Annotated in this window: 16 protein-coding genes and 12 pseudogenes; 12 read left to right on the top strand and 16 right to left on the bottom strand. The window is 59.8% G+C overall.

Features of this window, described 5'->3' with window-relative positions; genetic code table 11:
- Positions 1 to 129 precede the first annotated feature (129 nt).
- Both RB548_RS22550 and RB548_RS22545 read right to left on the bottom strand, forming a co-directional pair.
- Positions 130 to 290, bottom strand: a pseudogene (locus tag RB548_RS22550) (ATP-binding protein); the annotation flags it as partial.
- A 107-nt stretch (positions 291 to 397) separates the two neighbouring features.
- Positions 398 to 610: pseudogene (locus RB548_RS22545) on the bottom strand (IS30 family transposase); the annotation flags it as partial.
- Positions 611 to 814: 204 nt separating this feature from the next.
- Here RB548_RS22545 and RB548_RS22540 point away from each other — a divergent pair.
- The 6 genes and pseudogenes from RB548_RS22540 (at position 815) to RB548_RS22515 (ending at position 7,364) form a co-directional block, all read left to right on the top strand.
- Entirely contained in the window at positions 815 to 1,537 is a 723-nt protein-coding gene (locus tag RB548_RS22540) for an FkbM family methyltransferase (protein WP_331375267.1), read from the top strand.
- A gap of 210 nt (positions 1,538 to 1,747) precedes the next feature.
- Positions 1,748 to 3,175 carry an ISNCY family transposase gene (locus RB548_RS22535; RefSeq protein ID WP_331374341.1) on the top strand — a complete coding sequence of 476 codons (1,428 nt, stop codon included), beginning with the start codon at positions 1,748 to 1,750 and terminating at the stop codon, positions 3,173 to 3,175.
- Between the two features lie 286 nt (positions 3,176 to 3,461).
- Positions 3,462 to 3,998: pseudogene (locus RB548_RS22530) on the top strand (IS30 family transposase); the annotation flags it as partial.
- Positions 3,999 to 4,077: 79 nt separating this feature from the next.
- On the top strand, positions 4,078 to 5,103 hold the full coding sequence (locus RB548_RS22525; RefSeq protein ID WP_331375266.1) for an IS110 family RNA-guided transposase: 1,026 nt from the start codon (positions 4,078 to 4,080) through the stop codon (positions 5,101 to 5,103).
- 260 nt (positions 5,104 to 5,363) lie between these two features.
- Positions 5,364 to 5,837: pseudogene (locus RB548_RS22520) on the top strand (IS30 family transposase); the annotation flags it as partial.
- A gap of 117 nt (positions 5,838 to 5,954) precedes the next feature.
- Positions 5,955 to 7,364, top strand: coding sequence for an ISNCY family transposase (locus RB548_RS22515; protein WP_331375265.1), 1,410 nt, complete (start codon positions 5,955 to 5,957; stop codon positions 7,362 to 7,364).
- Here the strand turns inward: RB548_RS22515 and RB548_RS22510 are convergent.
- Positions 7,351 to 8,088, bottom strand: coding sequence for a hypothetical protein (locus RB548_RS22510; protein WP_331375264.1), 738 nt, complete (start codon positions 8,086 to 8,088; stop codon positions 7,351 to 7,353). The two genes, RB548_RS22515 and RB548_RS22510, sit on opposite strands and share 14 nt — an antisense overlap.
- A gap of 411 nt (positions 8,089 to 8,499) precedes the next feature.
- Between RB548_RS22510 and RB548_RS22505 the strand changes: the two are divergent.
- Positions 8,500 to 8,736 (top strand): annotated as a pseudogene (locus RB548_RS22505) (MucR family transcriptional regulator); the annotation flags it as partial.
- Here RB548_RS22505 and RB548_RS22500 read toward each other — a convergent pair.
- From RB548_RS22500 to RB548_RS22460, 9 genes and pseudogenes are all read right to left on the bottom strand, one after another.
- The gene (locus RB548_RS22500; protein WP_331375263.1) at positions 8,733 to 9,329 is read right to left on the bottom strand and encodes a 2-hydroxychromene-2-carboxylate isomerase; all 597 of its coding nucleotides are present in this window, start codon (positions 9,327 to 9,329) and stop codon (positions 8,733 to 8,735) included. The pseudogene RB548_RS22505 and the gene RB548_RS22500 overlap by 4 nt on opposite strands.
- A gap of 44 nt (positions 9,330 to 9,373) precedes the next feature.
- Positions 9,374 to 9,883, bottom strand: a pseudogene (locus RB548_RS22495) (LLM class flavin-dependent oxidoreductase); the annotation flags it as partial.
- Positions 9,884 to 9,913: 30 nt separating this feature from the next.
- Positions 9,914 to 10,849 carry an ABC transporter substrate-binding protein gene (locus RB548_RS22490; protein ID WP_331375262.1) on the bottom strand — a complete coding sequence of 312 codons (936 nt, stop codon included), beginning with the start codon at positions 10,847 to 10,849 and terminating at the stop codon, positions 9,914 to 9,916.
- Between the two features lie 69 nt (positions 10,850 to 10,918).
- A complete protein-coding gene (locus RB548_RS22485; protein ID WP_331375261.1) occupies positions 10,919 to 11,863 on the bottom strand; it encodes an ABC transporter substrate-binding protein in 945 nt (314 codons plus the stop codon).
- 91 nt (positions 11,864 to 11,954) lie between these two features.
- Positions 11,955 to 13,733 carry an amino acid ABC transporter permease/ATP-binding protein gene (locus RB548_RS22480; protein ID WP_331375260.1) on the bottom strand — a complete coding sequence of 593 codons (1,779 nt, stop codon included), beginning with the start codon at positions 13,731 to 13,733 and terminating at the stop codon, positions 11,955 to 11,957.
- A gap of 37 nt (positions 13,734 to 13,770) precedes the next feature.
- A complete protein-coding gene (locus RB548_RS22475; RefSeq protein WP_331375259.1) occupies positions 13,771 to 14,322 on the bottom strand; it encodes a GNAT family N-acetyltransferase in 552 nt (183 codons plus the stop codon).
- Between the two features lie 18 nt (positions 14,323 to 14,340).
- Positions 14,341 to 15,528, bottom strand: coding sequence for a M20 aminoacylase family protein (locus RB548_RS22470; protein WP_331375258.1), 1,188 nt, complete (start codon positions 15,526 to 15,528; stop codon positions 14,341 to 14,343).
- 60 nt (positions 15,529 to 15,588) lie between these two features.
- The gene (locus RB548_RS22465; RefSeq protein ID WP_331375257.1) at positions 15,589 to 16,929 is read right to left on the bottom strand and encodes an LLM class flavin-dependent oxidoreductase; all 1,341 of its coding nucleotides are present in this window, start codon (positions 16,927 to 16,929) and stop codon (positions 15,589 to 15,591) included.
- Between the two features lie 24 nt (positions 16,930 to 16,953).
- Complete coding sequence (locus tag RB548_RS22460) at positions 16,954 to 17,946, bottom strand: LLM class flavin-dependent oxidoreductase (protein WP_331375256.1); 993 nt, start codon at positions 17,944 to 17,946, stop codon at positions 16,954 to 16,956.
- Positions 17,947 to 18,156: 210 nt separating this feature from the next.
- On the opposite strand from RB548_RS22460, the pseudogene RB548_RS22455 reads away from it, so the two are divergent.
- Positions 18,157 to 18,438: pseudogene (locus RB548_RS22455) on the top strand (type II toxin-antitoxin system Phd/YefM family antitoxin).
- Positions 18,438 to 18,759 (top strand): annotated as a pseudogene (locus tag RB548_RS22450) (type II toxin-antitoxin system RelE/ParE family toxin). Before RB548_RS22455 ends, RB548_RS22450 begins: the two co-directional pseudogenes overlap by 1 nt.
- 267 nt (positions 18,760 to 19,026) lie before the next feature.
- Here the strand turns inward: RB548_RS22450 and RB548_RS22445 are convergent.
- The 3 genes and pseudogenes from RB548_RS22445 to RB548_RS22435 form a co-directional block, all read right to left on the bottom strand.
- Positions 19,027 to 19,413: pseudogene (locus tag RB548_RS22445) on the bottom strand (ATP-binding cassette domain-containing protein); the annotation flags it as partial.
- A gap of 95 nt (positions 19,414 to 19,508) precedes the next feature.
- A pseudogene (locus RB548_RS22440) lies at positions 19,509 to 20,152 on the bottom strand (recombinase family protein).
- A 149-nt stretch (positions 20,153 to 20,301) separates the two neighbouring features.
- Positions 20,302 to 21,339 (bottom strand): LacI family DNA-binding transcriptional regulator, encoded by a 1,038-nt coding sequence (locus RB548_RS22435; protein ID WP_331375254.1) that lies wholly within the window; start codon positions 21,337 to 21,339, stop codon positions 20,302 to 20,304.
- Positions 21,340 to 21,613: 274 nt separating this feature from the next.
- Here RB548_RS22435 and RB548_RS22430 point away from each other — a divergent pair, with 274 nt between their 5' ends.
- Both RB548_RS22430 and nifA read left to right on the top strand, forming a co-directional pair.
- A complete protein-coding gene (locus tag RB548_RS22430) occupies positions 21,614 to 22,012 on the top strand; it encodes a type 2 periplasmic-binding domain-containing protein (protein WP_331375253.1) in 399 nt (132 codons plus the stop codon).
- Positions 22,013 to 22,190: 178 nt separating this feature from the next.
- On the top strand, positions 22,191 to 23,939 hold the full coding sequence (nifA, locus tag RB548_RS22425; protein WP_408642435.1) for a nif-specific transcriptional activator NifA: 1,749 nt from the start codon (positions 22,191 to 22,193) through the stop codon (positions 23,937 to 23,939).
- A 74-nt stretch (positions 23,940 to 24,013) separates the two neighbouring features.
- Here the strand turns inward: nifA and RB548_RS32220 are convergent.
- Positions 24,014 to 24,275 (bottom strand): annotated as a pseudogene (locus tag RB548_RS32220) (transposase); the annotation flags it as partial.
- A 476-nt stretch (positions 24,276 to 24,751) separates the two neighbouring features.
- On the opposite strand from RB548_RS32220, the pseudogene RB548_RS22415 reads away from it, so the two are divergent.
- Positions 24,752 to 25,173: pseudogene (locus RB548_RS22415) on the top strand (IS110 family transposase); the annotation flags it as partial.
- Positions 25,174 to 25,289 lie beyond the last annotated feature (116 nt).

The raw sequence follows: 25,289 nt of genomic DNA, 5'->3' as shown, positions 1-25,289 counted from the left end.
TGAATCTATCCGACATTTGACAGTGATCACACGGCGAGGATGGAGTTTTGAGTTTTGCGCCGGAGCGGCGTGAGATTGTCGGTCAGGGTCTAGCGAGGCAGCCCTACGGCGCACCGTCATCATGGGGTACGGCGGGGTGAAGGCTGGCGGCGTGATCAGCGCTTTCGAGCCGACTTGGTCCGGCATGAGCTCGGGATGCTGACGCAATCGATAGCTTGATCCCTCGATCTGCACGACGACGGCATGGTGCAGGGGTGCAGGAGCCTGTCGAGCAGTGCGGTGGCAACGAGCGCTTGCTCGCCCGGCAGTAGTTTGAAGCGAACCCCAATTCCTTGCTTCCTTGCTCGCTTGGGGAATCTAATCCAAAGTGCAACATTGACGTGTGAAGAGTAGCGCACTACGCGCAGTGGCGCAAATGCGTCATGAACACCTCGGCGGGCGTGCGATAGCACAGGTACTTGCGCGGCAGCGCATTCAGATGATGGCCGAGGGCGACGAGCTGTTCTTGGTTGACAGCACATAGAGCGGTATCGCCGGGCATGAAGCGGCGGACGCGCTTGCTGGCGTTTTTCACGTCACCTTTGTGCCAGAGCGCACTGGGGTCGCAGAACATCTTCTCGCCTGACCCGATGTGGCGAACCCGACAATGTGTCGCGGCCATTCCAGCGGGCGCATATTTCACTCTTGCTAAATAAGGAGACCGCATTCCGTACGTGGTACGCCGATTGCAAGGATGATGAGCAAGAGGCGCCGCGACAAACCGTTTGTAGCGGCCCGTCCCAACATCGCAGGTTACGTGGGAGTGCGAGCTATGATGTCCCAGTTTGAAAACCAGTCCATAAACCAAGAGGTCGCTAGGCTCAATCTGCCGAACTCACAGATCAAGCACTTCGCGCCGGCCAGTTACGCACAATCCGGAGAAGACATTATTGTCGAAGGAATCTTGGCTGCAAAACTCTGCAAGAGCCAAAGATCTTGGACCAGTGTGTTCTATGTCGAGATCGGCGCTAATCACCCCATTTCTACGTCAAGTACCTATCTTATGTACCAAAGAGGCGCGCGAGGTGTTCTGGTGGAACCCAATCCTGAATTGGAAGCGCTGATCCGCACTGCGCGCCCGGAAGACGTTCTCGTGCGATCCGTTGTCTTGCCCGCTCCGCAAGCGTCTGCCACGCTCTTCATCGGAAACGCCCATGAGCTTTCCTCTGTGGATAAGGCACATATTGAAAGTTTCGGCGACTTCAACGGTATAGGAGGTATCCGAGAACATATCGAGGTGAGCGCGATCGGTATCAATGAACTATTGACCCCATATGCCAATAAGGTCGATTTCTTATCGATTGATTGCGAAGGACTGGATCACGATCTCGTTAAGGCCATTGACTACGAGCGCATCAGACCTGCGGTCATCCAATGCGAGCCAGGTGAGCATCGGCTAAAGGGCAACAGGGCTCGGATCATCAATCTGATGGAATGCAGGTCATACCGGCTTGCTGCAATGACTGACACCAACGTCATCTTCGAAAATGCGGTTTAAGCGCAAAAAGCAACAGCTGCAAAACCGCACTGGGGTTCCATAATTGTTATTATGCGATCTTCTCATGTAGCGGCAGTTTAGAGATGCGACATATGAGCCAGTTAGAGATGCGACAGTCGTCGCCTCTTGGGATGCTGGTCAAACGTCAACGTTTGGAAGGAAGACTGGCGACGTGAAGCGTGGTTGAGACCATGAGCGTTCGGAGTCGTCATGTCTTGTTTGATCACCATGTCGCAGAAGGAATTGCATCGTCTTGAACTGATCCAGCGGATTCGCGGTGGCGGCCTGACCGTCGTCGAGGCGGCCGCGTTGCTTCGTCTCAGCCGCAGTCAGGTTCACCGGCTGTTGCAGGCCTATGACCTGGCCGGCGCCGACGGTCTCGTCTCGAAGAAGCGCGGCCGTCCGAGCAATCGACGTCACAGCGAGGATTTCCGCAACCTGGTGCTCGACCTGGTGCGTGAGCATTATGGGGATTTCGGACCAACGTTGGCGGCTGAGAAGCTGCTCGAACGCCACCGGATTGCCGTTAGCAAGGAGACGCTGCGTCAATGGATGATCGAAGCCGGCATCTGGGTGTCGCGACGCGAGCGCAAGAAGCGGGTCTTCCAGCCGCGCGGCCGGCGCGATTGTTTCGGCGAACTCGTTCAGATCGACGGCTCGCTTCATTGGTGGTTCGAGAACCGCGGTCCCAAATGCGCCCTGCTGGTCTACATCGACGACGCCACCGGCAAGCTGTTGCATCTGCGCTTTGCGGCCTCGGAGAACACCTTCGACTATCTGCACGCGACGAAGGCCTACTTGCAGCAATGGGGCAAGCCGATCGCGTTTTACAGCGACAAGCATGGCATCTTCCGCACCACCCATGCTTCCAAGCAGGACAGAACCAGCGGCCTGACGCAGTTCGGCCGGGCCCTTTATGAGCTCAACATCGACATCATCTGCGCCAATACTCCGCAGGCCAAGGGCCGCGTCGAGCGCGCCAACCAGACGCTGCAGGATCGCCTGGTCAAGGAACTGCGGCTGCGCGGCATCGACACGATCGCGGCGGCCAATGCTTATGCGCCGGAGTTCATGGCCGACTTCAATCGTCGCTTTGGCAAGGCGCCGCGCAATCCGAAGGACATGCATCGGCCGTTTGCCGCGCATGAGAACCTCGATGGCGCCATGTGCCGCAAGGAGGTCCGCAAGCTGTCGCAGTCCCTGACGCTGCGCTATGACAAGGTGATGTTCCTCCTCGATCCGACCGACCTCGCCACGGCGCTCGCCGGCAAGAAGCTTATTGTCTGCGATTATCCCGATGGTCGCCTCGAGATCACCCATCAGGGGACGTCCCTGCCCTACAGAACCTTCGACACCTTACGGTCGGTCCATCGCTCGGAGGTGGTCGAGAACAAGCGCCTTGATGACATGCTGGCGGTGGTGGCCGAGATGCAGGCCGGGCGAGAACAACAGCGCAGCAAGAGCGGGCCGCGTCGCACCGGCCAGACGGACCATATGTTCGGGATTCGCGACGGCAGCCAGAGCAATGGCTACCAGAAGCGCGGCACGAAGCCTGGCCGGAAGACGGACTTTACCAAGGATCCGGTGGTCATCGCCAAGCGCCAGCAAGCCCTTGCGCAGCTGAAAGCGGCGGAGTGATCGGGCTGTCAAAGCTAAAGTTTATCTTGCAGCTGGAGCCATCCGCCGCCGACCGGGTTGCGCAACCCTGACCAGCTCCACCCGGACGGCGGCTTGCGTCTGTGTATTAATCAAATATGCCCGCTTGAAATCGCAGTAATAAACGATAGGATGATGTCGCGTTTCTAAGTTGACTACTTTGTCTCATCTTTAAATAGCTGTGACATCTCATGTAGCCGGGTGGGTTCAAGGATGAAGTGCGACTTGCGATAGATACCAATGGGTTATCACACGCAAGGAATGGCTCATGAGACGCACCTACTCCCAGATCGATATGGATGAACGTCGCAGGATCGCTCGCTGGCGAGCGGCCGGCCTCAGCGTCACCGTCATTGCCGAGAAGCTCGGCCGGCACCGTTCGACGATTTTCCGTGAGCTCAAGCGGAATGCTTTTGAGGATCCGCAGATGCCGGATCTGAGCGGCTACTATTGCGTGACTGCCAACGAGATGGCACGTGAGCGCAGAGCCAAGCTGCGCAAGCTCGCCCGCTTCTCCCATGTGCGCCAATCGGTGATCGAGCGGATCATGCATGGCTGGTCGCCACAGCAGATCGCCGGCCGCATGCGGCTGGAGCGCCATCCGATCTGCGTCAGTTACGAGACGATCTACAAGTTTGCCTATTCCGCAGACGGCCAGGCCATCAAGCTGTGGCGGCACCTGCCGGAGCGTCGTGCGCGGCGCAGGCCGCGGCATGCCCGACGGCGTCACGGTCGCCGCTTCAGCCCGGAACTCAACATTCTTCACCGTCCTGACACTGTCGCCGAACGCAAGCAGTTCGGCCATTGATGGTGTGGATACCCCTCCTCGGCGGCAGCGCGATATATCATGCTGCCTAGGTTCAACGTTTATATGGGAGCTATTCATGGAGAGCGCCGCTGTAATCGGGATAGACTTGGCTAAATCCGTGTTCCAACTGCATGGTGCAGACGCTACCGGCAGACCGCTGTTCCGGAAGAAGCTAACGCGAGGTCAGCTGCGCACCTTTCTTGCGAGCCATCCGCCAACGATCGTGGCGATGGAGGCCTGTGCTTCATCACATTATTGGGGGCGAGAGATCGGTGCTATGGGCCATGAGGTTCGACTTATTCCGCCGATCTACGTGAAGCCGTTTGTCAAAAGGCATAAGAATGATGCGGCCGATGCTGAGGCAATCAGCGAGGCTGCGGTCCGACCGACCATGCGCTTCGTGCCGGTGAAAACCGCTGAGCAGCAATCGCGGGCCATGGTATTCAAGACTCGCGATCTCTTGGTCCGCCAGCGCAACCAAATCGTCAATGCATTGCGCGGCCACCTCATGGAATATGGGGTCGCCATCCCGGCCGGTCTCACTTTTGTACGGAAACTGGAGCGTGAGATCGAACACCCCGATACGCCGCTGCCTTTGCTGGTCGTTGAACTCGCACGTCTTCACCTTGACCAGCTTCGAGGTTGTAACGAAAAGATTGCTGCCGTCGAGCGGCAGATGAAAGAAGAGGCCAAGCGTGATCCCGAAGCGATCCGTCTGCAGACCGCGCCTGGGATCGGCCCTGTCAGCGCAATGGCAATCAAAGCTTTCGGCCCGGACATGAACAGCTTCCAACGCGGGCGCGACTTCGCAGCGTGGCTCGGGCTGGTGCCGTTACAAAAGTCGACCGGCGGTCGTCAGAAACTAGGACGCACATCGAAAATGGGACAGCGCGACATCAGACGGCTTCTGATCATTGGAGCCATGACGCGCATCCGCTGGGCGTTGAAAAACGGGGCGCCGAGTGGATCCTGGCTCAAACAGATGCTGGAACGCAAACCGCGCCTGTTGGTTGCGATCGCGCTTGCGAACAAAACAGCGCGCGCGATCTGGGCGATGATGACAAGAGATGAGGAATATCGGGATGTGCCTGTTTCGGCGTAACGCCGAAACTAAGCATTACCGATGATGTGAGGAGGACTTCGGAAAGTAAGGACAACGGATCGACAAGATCGAGGTCAGGAAAACCAGGCACTCCCAGAGGGCTTCGCGCCCGCGCCATTGATATGGACCCGACCTTCGCATCGCCATACCGGCCCGCGGCAAATAGAAGGCCGCTTCAATAGAGGCCTGACACATGACCGCACCCGATCTCACGTTCAAACTATCCGAAAAGCCCTTGCATCGCCCGGGGTATCCACACATGGGAGTGCGACCTCATTCAGTTTCGCAAGAGGTTCGGCAAGGCCAACGTGACCTCACTGGTCGAGCGGGTCAGCCGCTTTGCGGTCTTCCTGCGCAACAACGACCGGCAATCGAAGCCGATCATGGACGGGCTGATCGAGGTGCTCCAACCCCTGCCCCACGCTGCTCGACGCTCGATCACCTTCGACCGCGGCACCGAGTTCAGCGAATGGACCTATCTGCAGGCTGGCATCGGAACACAGACGTGGTTCTGCGACCCGCAGTCGCCCTGGCAGAAAGGCACGGTCGAGAACACCAATGGCCGAGTTCGCAAATGGCTTTCGAGAGAGGTGGATCCCCTGTCGATCACCGACGGCGAGCTGAAGGACATCTGCGATCGGCTCAACTCGACACCGCGCAAGTGCTTGGGCTACCGAACGCCCGCCGAAGTCTTCCGCAAGAAACTGCTCGCGCAAATGCGGCGTGTCGGCTAGCATTACACGCGCAAGTCGCAATTCGGCGTGAACTTACACCGCAAAGTTAAAGTGTCCTGTTTCTGCAAAGTAAGAATGTCACTCTCGCCGCGTTTTCAATGACGTGGGAGATTGCGGATGGGATTGATTGCGATGAGCGAGCGTGACCTGCAGCGGATCGAGATTTTGTCGAAGGTGATCGCCGGGCGCATGACGTTGGTGTCGGCGGCACATGTGCTTGATCTGAGTACCCGCCAGGTGCGTCGTCTGTTGGATCGGATCAGCGCTGGCGGTGCGGCATCGATCCGGCACAAGGCGATCGGCCGCCCGTCGAACAATCGGATTTGCGATGGCGTGCGCGATTATGCCATGGCGATCGTGCGCGAGCGCTATGTGGACTTTGGTCCGACGCTGGCGGCCGAGAAGCTTGCGGAGCTTGATGGCCTGACGGTGTCACGCGAGACCTTGCGCCAATGGATGGCGGAGGCCGGCCTGTGGTTGTCGCGCAAGCAGCGGCGGACGTTTCATCAGCCGCGGTTGCGGCGCGAGGCCTATGGTGAACTGGTGCAAATCGATGGATCCGAGCATCGTTGGTTCGAAGATCGCGGTGACCCATGTTCATTGCTGGTGTTCATCGATGATGCGACCGGCAAGCTGATGCAGTTGCGGTTTGTACGATCGGAAAGTGCGTTCAGCTATTTCGAGGCGCTGGAGCTCTATCTGAAGGCGCATGGTGCTCCAGTCGCCTTCTATTCCGACAAGCATTCGGTGTTCCGGGTTGCGAAGAAGGATGCCAAGGGCGGTCAGCGCATGACGCAGTTCGGCCGGGCGCTTTGTGAGCTAAACATCGAGATTCTTTGCGCAAACTCGAGCCAGGCCAAGGGCCGAGTCGAGCGGATGAACCGGACGCTACAGGACCGGTTGATCAAGGATCTGCGCCTGGAGGGCATCTGCGGCATGGACGACGGCAACGCTTTCCTGCCTCGGTTCATGGAGCGCTATAACCGCCAGTTTGCCGTTACCCCTGCCCGATCTGATGATCTGCATCGGCCGCTGAACCTTGCCCCGGATCGGCTGCGCGACGTCCTGTGCAAACGTGAGCAGCGTTATGTCGGTGCCCAGTTGACGTTCTCCTACGAGCGCCAGCGGATCATGCTGGAGGAGACCGAGGTGACGCGCGGGCTGGTCGGTCGCTATGTCGAGACCTACGCGCTTGCCGACGGCAGGCTGGATGTGCGCTGGAAGGGCCATTCCCTACCCTACAGAACATTCGACAAGGACCAGCGGGTGACGCATGCGGCGATCACCGAGAACAAGCGGCTCGGTGACGTCCTGGCCTACATCAAGGAACGTCAGGAGCAGCCGACGAAGCCGGCCGTGAAGACGAACAGCGAGAAGATTGGCTACAAACCGCGGGGCCGCAAGCCGGGCAAGCGAACGGATTTCATGACCGATCCAGCGGTCATTACTCGGCGGCGACAGGCGCTTTCCCAGCGAAGTCCGGTGGAGCAAGGGCAACCCTACCCGGCACAGTTCAATGGAGAATAAACTCGGACTGCATGTCTGATTCCAGCTTTAAACACGCAGCCCACAACGGTGTCTTATGGTAGGTTCCATGCTGCCAAATCGTCAGGCCCTGGCGATCTTCATGCAGCAAACCCAGCCAGCACAGCGGGCGAATGACATCGTAGCGGAGCGCCGACCTTTCCGCCCAGGTTTCGACAGTCATTTCTGCTGGCTCCGGGTACGACTCGCTCGGGAATAGCTCGTTCGCCAGGTCGTCCAGCGAACAGCCCGTTTTTGCTTTCATATTGATAAGATTGAGAAAGACGTGCCACCAACGCATCCGATTACGGACAGCCTCCTGCGTCTGCCCGTAGTGGATATAAGCATAAAGATAATCCGTCGCGATCAGATCGAAGAAGGCCTGCGGTCTCGCCAGAAAGTCTCGGCCGCGTTGGGTTGGTACCAGTACGTCCTTTCGCCGCCGAAGAAGCCGTAAGTGCTTGAGCATGTCACGGACGACCAAAAGCGGCGGCATATCGGCTTCGTTGAGAACCTTGTTGAGGCTGTACAAGTCGTCCGACGTGTAGCCGGGCCAATCGAAGTGAACAGCGGCCCAGTGGACGAACTTGCGGTTCATCGCCCCCGACGCGGTCAGACCGATGCCTCCCTGGGTCTCGGCGTAGGAAACAGTCATGGCCATGCCGCGAAGCAGTGGCGACAGCGCGGCGACATCGACGTCACCCATCAGCTTGATTTCCGGAAGCATCGCGAGATCCTGGCCCTGCACATTCAGCTGCCAGCAACATCTACCAGGAACGCAACAATTGAAACTGAGAAAGCTAAAGCCGAAGGGGTGCCCTTCAGCCGCCCCCTCCCTTCCCTTGCAACCCGGCCCAGCCGGTCCGGTCGGGGGCTTGCCTCAGCGCAAGTGGACATGCCGAGTGTCGTATTTCTAAATGGCTGAAGACGTATCCAAAGTGACATTTTTACTTTGCGCCACGGCGGACATTTCAACCTGGCCGCCACATCTCATGTAGGGGGGGTACATTCTATTTCCAAGTGCGACATGGCAATAAAAACAATGGCTTGCCCCTTGGAGATTCTTGCATGTCGCAGTGCTATTTGCAGCTCACCCTTTCCGACCGTCGACGTTTGCATCAGCTTCTACAACGCAAGGGAGGACGGCAAGAAGTTCAAATCCCTTAGGCGACACCTGATGGCAAAGTTTGGGCTCACGCCGGAGCAATATCGGGAGAAATGGAATCTTCCAGCCGACTACCCAATGATTGCTCCGAATTATGCCCGCAAGCGTTCGGAACTCGCTCGTGCCGCCGGCCTCGGAAAGACACCCAAATCGGCGCCCGCGAGAGTCCCCCGTCCTGGACGCAAGAAGATAGGCCTGAAGTTGACCTAAGGCCTGTCACCGCGAAGATGACGTTCGAGGAAGGGTAGATTGTCCTGCCCCCAATAGATCTCGCCATCATAGACATAGGTGGGGAAACCGAAGACGCCGCTGTCGCGCGCATGCACGCGGTCCGCCGACCACTTGTTCTGGACATCGTCGTCGGCCTCTCGCCTGAGCAGCGCCGCGCCATCGAACCCTGCTGCAGTTATGATCGCCTCGCGCACATCGGGGTTGCCGATGTCACTCGCATCGCTCCAGAAGGCATGCTGCAAGGCGCGGGCGACGCCGGTCCAATCCTGCCCGTCGAGATTGGCGGCGATCACAAAGAAAGAGGCCGGCGTCGGATCGCTCAAATCCGGGCGGTTTTCGAGCCGCAATTCCTTGCCGCGTACGCGCGCCCAGCGTTTGAGGTCCCGCGTCCCGTAGGCACGCCGGATCTCGGGGCGGTTGCGCGAGAAGATCCCGCCATTTTCCTCGACCACCGTCGTCAGATAGGGCGTGATGACGACGTCGTTGTTCGCCGCAAGTTCGGTAAGGGCGTCGAAGCCGATGTAGGACCAGGGTGAGCCGATCGAAAAGAAGTATTCCAACGATTTGGTCACTGATAATGTTCCTCACTGTGTTGTGGAAGGGCGTAGGCGATCGACAGGCGCGGCCGCTGCGGACCGAAGGGCGTCTTGATCAAGGTCTGTTCGTCTCCGAGATGGGTGCCGCGCAGGTTGTCGGCCAAGCGCAACACGCGATCATGCGAGAAATCATAACTCGTCCAGTCGCCGTCGAAGGCGAGCGGGCCAATCAGCTCGGCGTGCAGCGGCTTTCCGGCGCTGACGCCGATATTCAGCCGCCCGCGCGAGAGAACAGCGACGGTGGCGAGATCTTCGGCCAGCCGATAGGGGCTCTCATAGGCGATTGGAATGACCGCGGTTCCGAGCTCGATCCGGCTGGTTCGCTGTGTGGCCGCCGCCAGGAAGGCGCTTGCGGAAGAGATCCCCGGCTCCAGATGCCGCTGGCGGACCCAGGCACTATCGAAGCCCAGCTCCTCTCCATATTGCAGTTGCTGGAGCGTCTGCTCCAGTCCCTGCAGGGGATCGTCGTCAGGATAATTGCCGGGGGTGAGGAGGCCGATATGGTTGATCGATATGGTGCGGTCGCTCATGTCATTCTTCCCGTCCGTGCCGTCCGATCCTCAGTATTTCGGTAGGCCGGGCGGGTTGGTCTCGGATGACGGCAAGGCTTCCTCGGTCAGATGCCAATGGTGGAGGATTTCGACGTAGGTGCCGTCCCTGATCAGGCCGTTGGTGGCGATGGTCAGCGCATCGGCGAGCCCACTCCCCTTGCGGGTGGCGATCGCCACGTCCGAACGATCGGGCCAGCCGGCGCTCAGCGTGCCGACGCGCTTGATGTTCTTGTCGCGCGCGGCGATGAAGACGAGCTGCGCGTGCGGCTGAACAATGACGTCGGCCCGGCCCGAATGGAGCGCGATCAGGCTTGCCGCCTCGTCGTCGTAATATTGCAGTTCGATCGGCTTCAGGCCGGCGGCGACGTCTTCGTCGCTCCACCTCAAGAGGATGCGCTCCTGGTTGGTGCCGGCGCTGACGATGACCCTGAGGCCGGCGGCATCTTTCGGTTCCTTGATCGAGGCGATGGGGCTGTCGGATTTCACGAAGAAGCCGTGCAGGCCCTGGCGGTAGGTGGAGAAATCGAACTTCTCCTTGCGCTGCTCGGTGACCCCAACATTGGAGATGACAGCATCATACTTGCCCGAGGTGAGGCCGAGCGGCCAGTCGATCCAGGCGACCGGCAGGATTTCGAGCGTCAGGCCGAGGCTGTCGGCGATGGCGTAGGCATAGTCGGGATCTGCTCCGATCACGGTCTTGGCGTCCGTAGCATAAGTCGCAAGCGGCGGGCCGCCGGGACTGACAGCGATGGTGAGCTTGCCCGGGGTGACGAACTTGAAATCCTTCGGGATCGCCGCGATCGCCGCATCATTTCTCGCGGCATGAAGCCGGCCCGGCTGTTGTGGACCGAGGTCGAAATCATCGGCCGCATGGCCAGCGCTGAAGGAAAGGCCAAGCGCCGTCGCAGCAATCAACAAGGTCCGGAATGCCGGAAGGGCAATCATCGTCTTCTATCTCCAAATTGTCAGGCAGGATGGGCCGGCCCGAATCCCGGCCGGCCCGGTAGGAAGCAATCAGGAGCCGCTCTTCGGCAGACCGAGCGGATTGGTCTGAGCCTTGTCGATCGCCTCGGGGCCGAGATTCCAAGTATCGAGGATCGTCTTGTAGGCGCCGCTGGCGATCAGGTCATTAATGACGGCAGTCAGAGGAGCCGCCAGACCGCTGTCCTTGCGCGTGGTCACCGCGATCTCGGCCGTGATCGGCCAGCCGCCGCTCACCGTGCCGACAAGCTTGGTCTTGCCGTTCAGTCCCGAGGCGTAGGCCTGCGTTGCGTTGACGCTGAAGACGGCATCAGCTCTGCCGGATTGGACAGCCAGGTCCTTGACCGCGTCGTCGTCGTAATATTGCACCTCGATCGGCTTCAGGCCGGCCGCGACGTTCCGGCGGTCCCATTCCAGCAGGATCTTCTCCTGGTTGGTGCCGGCATCGGTGATGACCCTCAGCCCGGCAATATCCTTCGGTTCCTTGATCGAGGTGATCGCACTGTCGGCCTTGACGTAGAAGCCGAGCTCGTCCTTGCGGTAGGTCGAGAAGTCGAATTTCTCCTTGCGCTCCTCCGTCACCGTCACATTCGAAATCACTGCATCGAACTTGCCGGACGTCAGTCCGAGCGGCCAATCGGCCCAGGCGACGGAAACGAGATTGAGCTTCAGCCCGAGGCTGTCGGCAATCGCCTGCGCCAGATCGACGTCGTAGCCGATGACGGTCTTGGAATCGGAGGCATAATCATGCAGCGGCAGATTCCCGCTCGTGCTGATGCCGACGGTGAAGACGCCATTTTCGACAAACTTGAAGTCCTTGATTTCGGCGACGCGCTTCTCGTTCTTTTCGACGCGCACCCGGTTCGGCTGCTCCGGGCTGAGATCGAATTTCTGCTGCGCCTGAGCGGAACCAAACCCGATCGCGCCAATGGTTACAGCTCCCGCTATGAGAAGCCTTGCCCTATCTGCAAATGTCATGCCCCTTCTCCATTTCGTTTTGAGTTGTCGTGGTTGTTATTCAACCGGAGCAGCCAGTCGCGGCCCGGCATTTCACCAGCGCTGGCCAGCGCTAGAGAACCTTGGCGAGGAATTCGCGTGTCCGGGGATGCTCCGCTTGCGTGAAGATGCGGGCCGGCGGTCCAGCCTCCAGAATGCGGCCGCTGTCCATGAAGACGACCGTATCGGCGACTTCCCGGGCAAAGCCGATTTCATGCGTGACGATGACGAGCGTCGTGCCGGTGCGGGCCAGTTCCTTGATGAGATAGAGCACCTCGCCGACAAGCTCGGGATCGAGCGCGGAGGTCGGCTCGTCGAAGAGCAGCACCTTCGGGCGAAGCGCCAGCGCCCGGGCGATCGCCACCCGCTGTTGCTGGCCGCCGGAGAGCTGGCGCGGATAGGCGTTGATCTTGTCGCTGAGGCCGATGCGAGCAAGCAGTTCCTGCGCCAGTTGCACCGCTTCCTGCCGGCCGACGCCGCGGACCTGGATCGGTGCTTCGATCAGGTTTTCCAACACGGTCAGATGCGGAAAGAGATTAAAGCTCTGGAAGACCATGCCGATGTCGGCCCGGCCTTTGAGGATGTCCTTCTCCTTCAGCTCGTAGAGCGTGTCGCCCTTTCTTCTGTAGCCGACGAAATCTCCGTCGACCGAAATGAAACCCTCGTCCACCCGTTCCAGATGATTGATGACGCGCAGCAGCGTCGACTTCCCTGAACCAGAGGGGCCGAGCACGGCGGTCACGCTGCCGGCCGGCAAATTGAGCTCGACATCGTCAAGCACCTTCAGCGAACCGAAGCTTTTGGAGATACCGTGGATCCGCACCGTTCCGCCCGCTGCCCGCAGGGCCGCCGCATCATGGAAGCCGGTATTGCGGACTCTATCGGTCGCGAGATTGAGGACAGGCAGCGGGCGGCGGAAACGGTCGAAGAATGCCTGGAAGGGCAGCGGCGCCGGGTTGCGCACGGCGCCCTTGGAGAAATAGCGTTCGATATAGTACTGGGCGACCGACAACACGGTCATGATGATCAAGTACCAGACGGTCGCGACCATCAGCAGCGGAATGACTTCGAGATTGCGGCGGTAGATCACCTGGACCGTGTAGAACAGCTCCGGCAGCGCCAGCACGTAGACCATCGAGGTGCTTTTCGCCAAACCGATGAGTTCATTGAAGCCGGTCGGCAGGATGGAGCGCATGGCCTGGGGCAGCACGATGCGGAAGGCTTGCCGGCGGCGCGGCAGACCGAGAGCGGCGGCGGCCTCCAATTGACCGTGATCGACCGAGAGGATGCCGCCGCGGACGATCTCGGCGAAAAAGGCCGACTGGTTGAGCGTGAGCCCGAGGAAGGCAGCGGCAAAGGGCGTCAGCAGCTGCACTGTGGGATAGTCAAGGAAGACCGTGTCGGTGAAGGGGATGCCGATTTTGATCGTCTCGTAGAGGTAGCCGAGATTGTTCAGGATCAGCAGCAGCACAATGACGGGGATCGAGCGCAGCAGCCAAATATATCCCCACGAGAGACCGGAAAGCAGCGGCGATTTGGAAACGCGGGCGAGCGCCAGAGCGGTTCCGAGGATGGAACCCGACATGGCGGCAAGCGCGGTCAGGAGCAGCGTCCTGCCAAGGCCGACGAGCACCGGCTCCGCAAAAAACCAATCCGCAAACACGCCCCAACCCCAGCGCGGATTGGTGAAGGTAGAATAGAGCACGGCGATGATGACAACGGCGGCGAATAACGTGCCTGCCAGCCGCTCCGGATGGCGCGCCGGGACGATGCGATACCGGGAATGATCCTGCCTCGGTTCTGCCGTCCTGCTGTCGGGCTTGATGCCCGCGAAATCCGTCGTCAGTGCCATGCTTGTTGCCCTTTGCGGTTACCGGCCTTTGCCGTTTTCAGAGACTTGCGCCGGCCACGCGCAGGCGCGGTTTGGCCGCTTCGGTTTCGAAAACCGACGGAACGAGGTGGGTGATGTCTTTCTCGAAGGGCAGGCTTTTGTAGACCTCTGGATCGACGGCCGTGTCGAAGAGAGCGGTGTAGCCGTAGTTCAGATAAAGGCCGACGGCTTCGGGCTGGCGGAAACCGGTCGTCAGGTAAATGCGGGTATAGCCTTGCCGGGCCGCCTGTGCCTCCAGCTCCACCAGCACCTTGCGGGCAAGGCCCTGGCGGCGCAGATCCGAGCGCGTCCAGATGCGTTTGAACTCGGCCGTGCGCTCGTCGTAGTGCTTGAAAGCGCCGCCGCCGATGGTTTGGCCATCGCGGATCAACAGGAGAAAATTGCCGTGAGGCGGCGCAAAGGCCTCAGGAGGATAGCGGTTCAGTTCGGCCGCAGCACCTTCGGCATTGAAATAGCTGCCGTAACGGCTGTCATATTCATGGATCAGTTCGTCGATCAGCGGCTTGGCCAGCGGATCAAGCGGCGTTGTATAGAGGAATCGATCGCTCATTTTCGCTCCTTTGGCTGATCACGACAGGAAGGTCTCGGCAAGTCGCGCCCAGAATCGGGCGGCAGGCACAATGATCTCGTCGTTGAAATCGTATTGCGGACTGTGAAGGGCAGCACTGTCGCCATTGCCGACGAACAGGTAGGAGCCCGGCCTCGCGTGCAGCATGTAGGCGAAATCCTCGCTCGCCGTGCGCGGCCTGAAATCCTTTGCCACCTGTTCCGCCGGAAAGCTTCCTTCGGCGACGCGGCGGGCAAAACGTGTTTCCTCGGGATGGTTGACCACGGCCGGAAAACCACGGCGGTACTTCACTTCCGCCTGGGCGCCAAAACTCTCCGCCTGGGCGCGCGCCAAGACCGGGACGCGTTCCTCCAGCTTGTCGCGAACCACCTCGGAATAGGCCCGCGCCGTCAGCTTCAGCTCGACGCTTTCCGGGATGATGTTGGAGGCCGAGCCGCCATGGATTGAGCCGACGGTCAGCACCGCCATTTCGAGCGGATCGACATTGCGGGCGACGATGCTCTGCAATGCGGTGATGAAGGAGGCGGAGGCGAGCACCGGATCGACGGTCTCGTGCGGTGCGGCGCCATGGCCGCCCCTGCCAATGATGCGGATCAAAGCCTGGTCGACGGAGGCCATGGCCGGCCCTTCGACGAAGCCGAACTGGCCCGCCGTAACACCCGGCCAATTGTGCAGGCCGAAGACCGCATCGACGGGAAAGCGCTCGAACAGCCGGTCCTCGATCATCTTGCGGGCGCCGGCGCCGACTTCCTCGGCCGGCTGGAAGATTAGCGTCAGCGTGCCGGAGAATTTGCCGTGTTCGGCGAGATACCGGGCCGCGGCGAGCAGGATCGTTGTGTGCCCGTCATGACCGCAGGCATGCATGACGCCCGGGTTTCGGCTCGAATAGACGAGATTTGTCGCCTCTTCGATCGGCAGCGCATCGATATCCGCACGGATGCCGATGCGCTTGCCACCCGGCCCCCGCCTGAGCGTCGCGACCACTCCATAACCGCCGACACCCTCCGTTACCTCGTAGCCGTAGGAGAGCAGGTACTTGGCCACGAGCCTGGACGTCCGCCCCTCATGGAAGGAGAGTTCGGGATATTGATGCAGGTCGCGCCGGATGGCGACGAACTCGTCGATCGAGGCAAGGATTATCCGTTCGGCGTCGTCGCGATGACGCGCGCCGTCAGTCTGGATGTTCATGGTTTTGCTTCCCAAAGGTTGCGCCGCGCACCGGCGCGAGCCGTTTACCTCGTCAATGTCTCAGGCTCGCGCCTTTTCCGCCGCAGACTGGCCGGCCGCATAAACGCTTCCGCGCCGTGGCAGTCCTAGGTGATCCCGCAGCGTCTGGCCTTCAAGATGCGGATCGAAGTTGCCGCGTTCCTGTAGGATCGGAATGACCAGCCGGATGAAGTCGTCCAGGCCCTCGGCAATTACCGGGAAGCTGAGGATAAAACCGTCTGCGCCATCCTTCTCCACCCAGTCGATGATCTCGTCGGCAATGGCTTCGGCCGTGCCGACGAAGCCTTCGCGCGGCGTCGCGGCCTCGAGCGCCGCCTCGCGCAGCGTGTGGCCCTTCTCCCTGGCGGTTCGCTTGATCCGGTCAGTGGTCGAGCGGAAACTGTTCTTGCCGATATCGCCGAGTTCCGGGAACGGCTCATCGAGATCGTAGACGCTAAAATCGTGATGGTCGAAGAAGCGGCCGAGATAGGCGAGCGCCTCCTCGATCGAAATGAGATTGCGGATGACCTGGTATTTCTCTTCCGCCTCGGCCTGGGTTGTGCCGACGATCGGTCCGATACCGGGGAAGATCTTCACATCGTCCGCCGAACGCCCCTGCGCCACGGCCGCCTGCCGTACTCGCCGGGAGAAGGTCTGGTTGTCTTCGAGCGAAACGGCATGGGTGAAGACGGCATCGGCGTGCTTGCCGGCAAGGCTTATGCCGGCATCCGACGAACCCGCCTGGAAGATGACCGGCTGGCCCTGGGGCGAGCGCTGGATATTGAGCGGTCCTTCCACCTGGAAGAAGCGCCCCTTGTGATCGAGCCGATGCAGCTTCTCGCGATCAAAGAATTTTCCGCTTGCACGGTCACGCACGAAGGCATCGTCGTCCCAACTGTCCCAGAGACCTTTGACGACTTCGAGATATTCATGCGCCATCTCGTAGCGTAGCGCGTGTTCCGGATGCGGGCGGCTGTAGTTCTTCGCCGTACCCTCGAGCGGCGTCGTCACCGCATTCCAGCCGGCCCTACCGCCGCTCAAGAGGTCGAGCGAAGCGAACTGGCGGGCGACGGTGAACGGATCGCTGTAGGAGGTCGAAACCGTGCCCGCGAGACCGATCTTCGACGTCACGGTTGCCAGCGAAGAAAGGATCGTCAGCGGCTCGAAACGGTTGAGGAAATGCGGGATCGACTTTTCGTTGATGTAGAGGCCATCGGCCACGAAAGCGAAGGCGATGCCAGCCGCCTCCGCCTTTAGTGCCGTTATTTTCAAGAACTCGAAATTGATGCTGGCATCCGCCGGTCCGCTCGGATGCTTCCAAGCATTCATGTTGCCGCCTGCGCCCTGCAGAATGATGCCGAACGTGATCTTTTTTTGAGCCATGCGATCAATCCTCCTTGGAAACGATCAGGCGACGAGAGAAAGCCGCTCTTTCGCGAGCAGCTCGATGGAGGCGAGGCGCTCGGAAGCCGAGAGCGCCGGCGTATCGAGCACGAATTCCTTGACGCCGTAGCGGCGGTGAAACTCGTCCAGTTCCTTGCGGATCTGCTTTGCCGTGCCGTGCAGGACGCTCGGCACCTTTTCCTCGGTGCGATAATCGGTGACACCAGCCTGGCGAGCAAATTCGGCGGCCTGTTCCTCGCTGCCGACATTGACGGTCTGACCGTTCGGCAGGAACACCTTGATAACCCGCAGATTGCCGACGCGCGCGCGGGCATATTCTTCGCTTTCGGCGGCAAAGGCTGCGAGCGCCAGGATCGGGCGCTTGCCACCGGATGCGCGCTCGTAAGTCTCGAAGGTCTTGCGCAGATTGTCAGGATCGCCATTCAGGTGGCCGGCAAAGACGAGCTCCCAGCCCTTCGCGGCAGCGAGTTCGGCGCTTTCGACGCTGGCGCCGAGCAGGAAGCGCTCGGGAGCGGTCGGCGGAAATGGCGTCGCTTGCGCACCGTTGTAATTCGGGTCGGCGGCAAGATAGGTGTTGAGGTCCGAAAGCTGGTCCGTAAAATCCGGCCTGCTGGCCGGATCGGCGGCAAGCTGCAGGGCGCGCGTTGCGAGCGGAAAGCCGCCCGGCGCCTTGCCGACGCCGAGATCGACGCGGCCGGGCGCAAGCGATGCCAGAAGATTAAAGGTCTCGGCAACCTTGTAGGCACTATAGTGCTGCAACATGACGCCGCCGGAGCCGATACGGATTTTCGAGGTCCTGGCAAGGAGGTAGGCTATCAGCGCCTCCGGCGAGGAGCTCGCCAGATTGGACATGTTGTGATGCTCGGCGACCCAGAACCGGTGATAGCCGAGCTCCTCGGCCCGGATGGCAAGCTTTACCGTCGCCTGCAAAGCATCCGCGGCGGTGTGGCCCTGTTCGATCGGGCTTTTGTCGAGAAGGCTGAGGAGGTAGGGCATAACACCAGGATCCGATCGCTGATTACAAGCTTTAGTCCATAAAATCAGTAGACAAACCTTATTATAAGAAATGACATTCTCTTTCGCAGACATTGCGAGGAAAAAAGCAGCCGCAGGGTCACGCGTCAGGAATGCAGCTCTACGGGAACGAGCCGACGTTACAATCAACCATTTGTTGATTTATACTCTGGTCAAAATGGAGCGACCTGCATGAAACTGTCAGACCAGGTCAAGCCGATCAGCTATCTCAAGGCGCATGCGCCCGAGATCATCCGGACGTTGAAGGATAATCCCCATCCTGTTGTCATTACCCTTCACGGCGAGGCGAAAGCGATCCTTCAGGATGTCGGTCAATACGAAGAAACGCAGGAGACGCTGGCGCTCTAGAAAGTGCTGGCGCTCACCAACCGGCAGGTCGATGAGGGCAAGCTGCGGCCTGCTGCCGAAACCTTCGCCCGCATCCGCAAACGTCTGGCCGACAGCCAGTCCTGATGCCGTATCGTGTTCTTTCGCCGGGACGCGGAACGCGACATCGAGGATCTCTATCGTTTCATCGCCGGCCGCGACGGTACCGACACGGCAGAGCGCATCCTGAGCGAGATCGAGAGCGCCTGCGCCGATCTCGAAGAGTTCCCCGCCCGCGAAAACATTCCGAAAGAGCTGGCGAGTATCAGGCTCTCCGAATATCGGGAACTGCACCATAAGCCCTGGCGCATGATCTACCGCATCATGGGCACCGATGTCATCGTCTACTGCATCGCGGACGGACGTCGTGACATGCAGACCTTTCTCGAGCGAAGGCTCATCCGCTGACGTCCTGCATGTGGCCTGCCTGCGATCACCATTCCTCGATCATCCGCAGAGACCTTCGCCGGACCGCCGCGCCCGTGAATGCGAAGACCATCCGGCTTACCGGCCGGTCGGCGCATTGCCGAGACGCCCCATCAGCATCGGGGCCGATCGCGAAGTCTCACTTTTCGGTTTGCAGCGTCAGTCCGCGAAGGTAGCCACGGCGAATTGATGCGGCCGCCGCGTTCGATGATCACAATGTAGACGCCGCACGACTATTCAGACGCAAGGCTAAACACAGGCATAGATCATCTCGCCGGCAGTTGCGGCAAGGCGGCCAGGAGTTGCCTGCGTATATCTTGCCTTCGGCGTTTCAAATATCTCCTCGACCGTCCCCGTCTCGACGATCCGGCCTTCTTTCATCACGGCGATGCGGTGGCAAAGTTGCTGCACGACGCGAAGATCATGCGAGATGAAGATCATCGCCAGCCCCAGGCTGCGCTGAAGATCTGAAAGAAGATCAAGCACGTGCGCCTGTGTCGTGACGTCGAGAGCCGAAACAGGCTCGTCGCAGACAAGGACTTTTGGCTCAGAAGCCAAAGCTTGCGCGATTGCAACCCTCTGGCGCTGACCGCCGGAAAGCTCCGAGCCGCGTCGCGACGACAGTTGCTGTTCCAGAAGCCGCATCGGTGATCTGCCGCAGCTGCGCGTTTGCATCTGCTACGAAGGCGGAGAGGGTTAAGGCAATGCGCATACCCAAAATTGTAATCAGTTTATGAGTCAACGGCATTCGATTGCTCCGGTTGCGGTTGACCCAGAAGCCATCTGCCATAGGCCCTGAGTTCGCTTTCAGGGCCGACATACCGGTAGAGGGTGACGCGCTCGATCGCGAGTTCCTTGCAGAGATGGAAGACAGATGTATCGCGCTGCGCGATGCGGCCTGGGCGAGGCGAACTTGCGCTTTGGTGAGCGCGAATTTGCGACCGCCTTTGCGACCTCGTGCTCTAGCTGCGGCAAGACCAGCCAGCTTGCGCTCACGGATCAGATCCCGCTCGAACTCGGCCAGCGTAGAGAAGATACCGAACACCATTCGACCGGATGCAGTCGTGGTGTCGATCTCAGCTCCTTTTCCAGTTAGCACCCGCAAACCGATCTTGCGGTCGGACAAATCTTCCACCGTGTTGACGAGATGGGTTAGCGAGCGCCCGAGACGATCAATCTTCCAGACAACCAGCACACCGTCGGAGCGCAACGATTTGAGGCAGCCGGACAGATCGGGTCGATCATCACGGCTACCGGAGCGCGATCCTCATAGATATTGTCCTGCTCAACGCCGGCGGCGCGTAGGGCGTCGTGCTGCAGGTCGAGGGGACTGGGAGCCGTCGGCTTTGGAGATGCGAGCATATCCGATCAACATGTTTCTTAAACGGTGGTTTGAGGCGGCGCAGCGACCGCGATTGTCATGTTCGCTGTTGCGGAAGTAGGTCGATCAATGACACTGTGGAGCCGGCGATCGACACGGGGCAAAATCGGAAAGCGTTCCGCGAGGGAACGCCGGCCGCCGCTTCACGGCGGCTTCGGACCAAGCACCGCGCTTTCTCGCTCGATAATTTGGAAACCTACGTCGATGCGCTTGTCGACGTCTGCCTCTCCCTTGATGCGGGCCAGGATAACCTCGGCAATCTTCCGGCCCATCGAAACGGGGCCTATGCGTGCCGTCGTCAGGGCCGGAACGACCGACGCAGCGATCGGCAAGTCGTCGAAGCCGCAAATGGCGAAGTGCTCGGGAACAGCGATACCTCGCCGCTGACATTCGTGCAGGGCGCCGACCGCAAGCACGTCGGTAACAAAGAAGATTCCGTCGACCTCCGGCCAGCTGTCCAGTATTGTCCGAAGTGCCTTGGCGCCGCCCTCGAAACTGTTTGTGGTCTCAATGAAGAGATCGTCCGGCAGACCCAGCTCGCGGCAAGCCGCTCGATAGCCTTCGAGGCGATCTGCAATACGATCATTTGGGTCGGTCGAGAACGTCACATGCGCGACGTGCTTGCGACCGCTCGCGAACAGGCGCGCCGTCAATTTTCGAGCCGCGTCGAAGTTCGAATAGCCGATCACGGTGTCGATCGGATTGTCGTGCAGATTGCTTCCCTCGATCACCGGGATTCCGCTGCTCTTCAGCAGCTCCCGCGTTCGGGCGCTGTGCCGCCCGCCGGTTACGTAGATGGCGTCCGGCCTGCGGGCAAGGAACGCTTCTACGACCCGTTCTTCCCCTTCTTCGGAGTAGCCGCTCGAACCGATCATGACCGTTATCCCGTAGGGTTTCAGGCCCTCGAGCATTCCCTGGATCACTTCCGAATGCTGGGCGTAACCGAGAACCGGGATGATTGCAGCCACAACGCCGGTTCTGTTCGCCGCAAGGCCCCGCGCGACCAGATTGGGCACATACCCGAGCTCCTGGATAGCGGCCATCACCCTTTCCCGGGTCTGAGCGGTCACGTTGGGCGAGCCGTTCAACACCCGCGAAACGGTTCCCGCTCCGACGTCCGCATGGCGCGCGACATCTGCGATGCGCACCGCCCCTGCCCCATTCTTTCCGGCAATTCCCATCGGCCTTTTCGGCTCCTGCACGGCTTGTGATCGAAACGTCTTTGAAATTGAAGATACACATGGAAAACGCATGTTGGAAGCGCTTCCAAATTTTTCTTGACGGTTTTATGCAGCGGGGGGTAGGAAGCTTGGAAGCGCTTCCAAAGAGGATTGCAGAGGCGCGCGAAGCTCACTGGACAGCCGTTGGAGGGACGCGTCCTTTGAGAACGATCCATTCGAAGTGCGAATGATGCCAGATCGGTGGTGGCATACCGGTTCACTTGGAGCAGAGACAATGACCTACGATCGCGGTTCATTTCTGAACCTAGTTGGAAACGCTTCCACGGGATTAGTGCTTGCGACGGGCGTCACGGCTATCGCCGCCTCCCGCCACCGCCCAGGAAAAGATCCTGCGGAAGGCCTTGACGAACCACCGGCTCGGCGCGAGCTGGAGCCTACGATGGACATGGCTTCTGACAAACTGAAGAAGCGCACCGACAGCCAGCTCGACATGCAGGTTTCTAAGCTGCGGGAACTGGGCCATTCAGGCTCGGAAATCATCCGTAGCCTGCGTTCCAGCATCGTCGACTTTGCCGACGTGGCGGTAGGCTACGGTATTCGGGATATTCCCGCCATCGAAGCCATCCAATTGCCGGGCGTTTACACCGACAACGAGCAGATCCGTAGGCAATGACATCTGGACGGACAATGTTGTCCGCTCTCGCGATAAGGTGATCGGCGGCAAGATCATCGCCACCTTCAACTACAAGTCCATCTGTCTCTTCACCAGTTTCCCAAAAGACAAGCTGGAAAACCTGAGGGGAAGAAGATCCGTGTGTTTTCCACGTGATGGCAACCACTGAGGAATTTCAATGGCTCACATGCTGCACGGTCGGTTCGAAGAAGGAGGGCGGTCTGAATCAGGCACAAAAAACAAGGCGGATCCCTTTGTCAGCGGAATTTACCAGATATCGAAAGTCCTGACCGCACCTACCCGGCTGGAGATCACGCTCACCAATGTCGTGAACATCCTCTCCTCGATGCTGGAAATGCGTGACGCAGCAATCGTCGTCCTGGAAAATGAAACCGAGCCCGAAATTGTCGCGACTGCGGGCATTACACCCTCACCTCATTCCGGCAGCGGCCGAGTTGTATCCCGGGCCGCAATAGACGCGATCGTTGCTACCGGAGCACCGGTCGTCATACAGGATGCCAGCAAGTCGGAGCTCCTTCAGCCCGACCGTCAAGCGTCTCCAAGCGGCACCACCATCCCGGGCCGCTTTATCGGTGTTCCGGTAAAGGCCGAGCGCAAAATACTTGGCACATTATCGATCGTTCGCGTCAGGGGCGACACCACCAACATTCCCTATGACGATGACGTCGGCTTTCTCACACTGATCGCCAACCTTGTCGGCCAGACGATCTGGCTCCATCGCAGTTTTGGCATCGATGATAAGCGGCTCACAGAGGAGCAACGCAGGGACGAGAACTCTCCCGACGGTGAGAGGAACGACATCGGCGGGCGGCTGCCTGCCAAGATCGACTGGATCGTCGGGGAAAGCCCCGCAGTCAAGGAGGTGCTCGCAACCGTTTCGGCCGTGGCCCCGACCAATACCACCGTACTCCTGCGGGGCGAAAGCGGCACCGGCAAGGAACTCTTTGCACAGGCCATCCATGAGCTTTCACCTCGAAGGAAGAAGCCCTTTGTAAGATTGAACTGCGCCGCACTGCCCGAAGGCGTTCTTGAATCGGAGCTGTTCGGGCATGAGAAGGGTGCCTTCACCGGGGCCATCTCGCAGCGCGCGGGCCGTTTCGAACTGGCAAACGGCGGAACACTGTTGCTTGACGAGATTGGCGAAATCTCGCCTACATTTCAGGCCAAGCTGTTGCGCGTCTTGCAGGAAGGTGAACTGGAGCGGGTTGGCGGCACCAGAACGCTAAAGGTCGACGTTCGGCTCATATGCGCCACCAACAAGAATCTCGAAACGGCTGTCGCCAATGGAGAGTTCAGGGCTGATCTTTATTACCGCATCAATGTAGTGCCGATTGTGTTGCCGCCGCTCAGGGATCGACCCGGCGACATTTCTCGCCTTGCGAAAGTCTTCCTCAAGCGATTCAACAAGGAGAATGGCCGCGAACTGACATTCGCGCCCTCGGCGCTTGACGTAATCTCGCAATGCCGCTTCCCCGGGAACGTCCGTGAACTAGAAAACTGCGTGCGAAGGACGGCAACTCTCGCGCCGTCAACGACGATCGTTTCTTCGGATTTCGCCTGCAAGAACAGCCAGTGCCACTCTGCGCTTCTGTGGAAGGGATCCAACGGTTCATTTGGCGATATGGGCAGCGGTGAGCCCACCAGAGAGAGCACAGTGTCGGGTGGATCCCCGTTTGCGGCCGGGTGCGCCGGCGCCTCTCTAGGCGAGGTCTCCTCCAAAGCTTGTGATCCGAACGATCCTGCCTGCCCCGCAATCGGTGCGCGTCTGACTGAGCGCGAACGGCTGATCGACGCGATGGAGAGATCCGGCTGGGTTCAGGCCAAAGCGGCCCGCCTTCTAGGCCTCACACCACGTCAGATTGGTTATGCCATCCGCCGGTATCAAATCGAGGTGAAGAAGTTCTAATCTAAGCCCTGGTAACGCCGACCGGAGGCCCGACCCGCCCTCCTCTCCTCATATGTGGAACGTATATGGACCCAAAGCGCAACGGCCGCGACGTTGTGGGATGCCGCCGTTGCCGCATCTTGCCGAGCCAGAGGCCTCGCGGATCCTGCTTGTCGCCAGCCCGACTTAAAGCGGCGCGTGAGAGCCATGAATCATCAGTGTACGCAGATAGCGATCGCCGCGTTTGCTGATGCCGAACAAGCGGGCTCGCCCTCCACTGGATCGCTGCTTCGGCACCAGGCCAAGCCAGGCCGCGTACTGACGGCCGTTTTTGAAGCAGGTTCTATCGCCCATGGCAGTCGATCAAGGCTGGCCGATGCCTTCGATCTTTCCAAGCCGTTGGCACTGCTCAATGGCGCGGAAGATTTCCCGTATTCGCCGGTCATAGATTGCGATGCTGTCTTGACCGCGCCTTGGACGACGCGATCCCTGATCGTGGGAATGCCCAGGGACCGGAATTGCCCTGGTTTATCGAGACTTGGGGATGAGCTTGGGCCGCGCAGGACTGGGCCGATATGCGCCGGAGCGCAGTTCCGCCTGTAGCCCTACGAGGAAGCGGTGCTCACCGATCCCATTCCGAAGCGCACCACAGTCATCCCGTCGATGCCGGCTGTGCGCCCGCCTTGGTTCGAGGCTACACGTGGCAACTGCGGCGTGGCCTCGCCTCCATCGTCCGCAACGACAATGACGGCCCCAGCGAGATGGTTCGATCGCTCATGAGGGAGTTGCGGACGGGAACTGCCCGAGCTTGATCGACGGGAGGTCGGCTTCTTCGCGAAGTCCGGGTAAAGGGCTCCGACAGCATGCTTTCTTGGACATTGGTCGCGGCTCGAACGAAACTCATGCGCACGACACTGGACGTGGCAAATCAGATTCGCGGATTGATGAAGACGTTTGGTCTTATCGTTCCGTGCAGTATGGGTGGCAAATTTGAGGTGCACGTTCGCTCCCTCTTGGCCGATAATGTCGACCTTCCGCAGATAATTCTGCCGCTACTTGAAGCGTGGCGTAATTTGCGCCTCCAGTCGGCAGGATTGGGACGACGGCTCCTCGCCGAAGCGCGTAGAAACCAGCAATGTCAGTTGTTGATGTCGATCCCCGGCATTGGAGCGATCGACGCTCACGAGCGATCACAGCCACGGCCTACCTAACTGCCGTCGAGGATCCTGCGAACTTCAAGCGATCGCGCTCGGTAGGCGCCTGGCTGCGCATTCCAACGCTACCGGCCAGTGATTCCGAAACGAAACAGGGACGCGTCCGGCTTTTGATCGGAACACTGTCCGGTAAATCGTCGGAATCTGCACCTGGCTG

The sequence above is a fragment of the Sinorhizobium chiapasense genome, assembly GCF_036488675.1.
GTDB classification, from domain to species: domain Bacteria; phylum Pseudomonadota; class Alphaproteobacteria; order Rhizobiales; family Rhizobiaceae; genus Sinorhizobium; species Sinorhizobium chiapasense.
This window is presented reverse-complemented; position numbering and strand designations above follow the sequence as displayed.